The sequence below is a fragment of the Burkholderia sp. AU4i genome, assembly GCF_000466765.1.
In the GTDB taxonomy this organism is placed as follows: Bacteria; Pseudomonadota; Gammaproteobacteria; order Burkholderiales; family Burkholderiaceae; genus Burkholderia; species Burkholderia cepacia.
The window spans coordinates 1-1,787 of the sequence record NZ_ASSI01000230.1; the positions used below are offsets into that span (position 1 = coordinate 1).

At 66.3% G+C, this 1,787-nt stretch carries 2 protein-coding genes; both read left to right on the top strand.

What is annotated here, in order from left to right:
• Positions 1-506 precede the first annotated feature (506 nt).
• A complete protein-coding gene (locus L810_RS37835) occupies positions 507-968 on the top strand; it encodes a hypothetical protein (RefSeq protein WP_021163423.1) in 462 nt (153 codons plus the stop codon).
• Positions 969-1,036: 68 nt separating this feature from the next.
• Positions 1,037-1,654, top strand: coding sequence for a hypothetical protein (locus L810_RS37840; protein ID WP_021163424.1), 618 nt, complete (start codon positions 1,037-1,039; stop codon positions 1,652-1,654).
• Positions 1,655-1,787 lie beyond the last annotated feature (133 nt).

A 1,787-nucleotide genomic window follows, 5' to 3' on the forward strand; every position in this document is an offset into this window, starting at 1 on the left:
CTGTACCAGGCGCTCGTCACCGAGTTCGTCGGCGCCGGCGACGTCGGCGACGAGTTCGACGGGTTCTGCCTCGGCGAGCGCGTGGATTTCCGGCGCGCGAACGTGATCCACCTCGAGCAGCGCGCCCCGCGCAGCTGAGCCAATCTTTTCGCCAGGAGAGACGACTTGGGCAGCAAGCGATTTCGGAACAAGACCTGCGTGTATTGCGGGCTCGAGGGGGGCGGGAATACGGCAGACCACGTGATCGCGCGCGAGTTTTTTCTCCTTGGCGGTCGCGACAACCTGCCGAAGGTGCCGGCCTGCCAGGAATGCAACACGGCGAAGTCCCGCCTCGAACACTATGTGCTGTCTGTGTTGCTCATGGGGGGCGTGCATCCCGACGCGATCGAGGCGCTCGCCACGCAGCTCGGTCCACGACTGGCCAATAACGACGCGTTGCGCCGCGCGTTGTTTGTCGGGCAGCGCGATCGCCTGATCAGACAACCGGACGGCAGTGGGCCATCGGGATGTCGGTACCGTTCGACGGCGAGCAGTTGGCCATCTTGTGCTGCTACATCGCGCTCGGCCTCGCCTGGCACCACTGGCATCTCCAGATTGCGCCGCACGCCGTGGCGTCCGCGAACATGTTTACGGGAGCGGGGCAGGCGACGTTCGAAGACCTGTTGGCGCGCTGCGAGGCCGGCGGCCGCGTCGAACACACAATCGGCAACGGCGTGTTCGAATACCGTGGCGTACATATGCACGAGAATCCGCGCGTCACCTTATGGCAGATGAAGTTCTTTGGCGGAGTCGAGCTCGGCACGTATCGCGAACGAGGCGCGACGGCGCGCAGCCTGTTCGTCGCGACCAGCGACGCGCCGGATTGGATCGCGGCACGCAACACGCGACGGGTGCCGGGTCGTGCACCCATCGGGCTCGGTGCGGCCGACAGCGAGGCCGGCACCTTGGCGTCGGCCGGGCAGGCGTGATTTCGCTGCCAGGCCGCAACGATTGTGACCACGACCGCATTGTCCAACACACAACGAGGAAACCCTCCATGATCGAAGTCCAGCGCCTGCAGGCTGGCGTCATCCTCCAAGGCCCGCATTACATGATCCAGCTGATCCCGGTCAGCGCGGCCGACTCGTTCGGTTCGCCGACGATCATCGTCAGCGTGCTGGCGCGCCCCGCGCTGACCGGCGACGATCGGAATGTGCGCCTGGAGGCGTACGACGTTCGGCACCAGTTCCAGCTGGCCGACATCGCCGTCGACGCGCACGAAATGCGCTGCCTGCGCATCGCGTATGAGCGTGCGCCGCTATTCCGCGAAGGCTTCACACTGGCGCTCGAGGACGGCATGGCCGAGCAGCTCGCCACCTACTTGCCGCGCATCGACCTGATCAGCCTGGTCGCCACCGGCGTGAATGAAGCCGTCAAGCCGAAGCTGGGCCGTGCGCCGCTGCCGCACGAGCAGGCGGTGATCGCAGACGTCGTGGCCAGCACGGTGCTCGACCAGAGCACGCCGGCGCAGGCGATGGCGTTCGCGATGGGTTTGGCCAGCGAGTGCGTGTTCTCGGAGACGCGGGGCGACCATCCGGACTATGTCGTGCTCGGCGCGGCCCTGCGCACCCCCGCCGTCGTCTCAATTCTCCAGGAAGCCCAGCGAGGCAGGTGATGCGCAACGCGCACGCCGCTCCTACTTCATTGAGGTGCAACGATGAATCTGAAAGTCGCCGAACGACCGATCCTGACCACCGGCCTGGCCACAGGGGCGCTGTACCGCGCGTTCGTCGTGTTGCCCGACGCAC